Raw genomic sequence first — 254 nt, 5'->3', positions numbered from 1 at the left:
GTACGTCATGAGTAAACCACGACCAGAGCATCTCACCAGTAAAATCCTTACCTTCGCTAAAAGCCTCTGCTATTTTAATCGCCAAATAAACAAATGGAAAAGCCAGCCCATCGTTTAATCCAGCTTCTGAGGTTAAGGTGAATCGCGGCGTATCTTCACCGCCTGTGTTCGGTGGTCCGACTTGAATGCTAGAGGCCAATACGGGATCAGTCGGTGCCAGTACCGCGCCCAGTAAGATTGCTGCACCCATACTA

General features: G+C 48.8%; 1 pseudogene. It reads right to left on the bottom strand.

The annotated features are described in order from the left end of the window. Window positions 1-254: pseudogene (locus AAEY83_RS16960) on the bottom strand (cation:proton antiporter); the annotation flags it as partial.

The organism is Psychrobacter sp. TB20-MNA-CIBAN-0197, assembly GCF_040309765.1.
Lineage (GTDB): Bacteria > Pseudomonadota > Gammaproteobacteria > Pseudomonadales > Moraxellaceae > Psychrobacter > Psychrobacter submarinus.
Note: the sequence above shows the minus strand (reverse complement) of the source record. Positions and strands in the feature narration are given on the sequence as shown.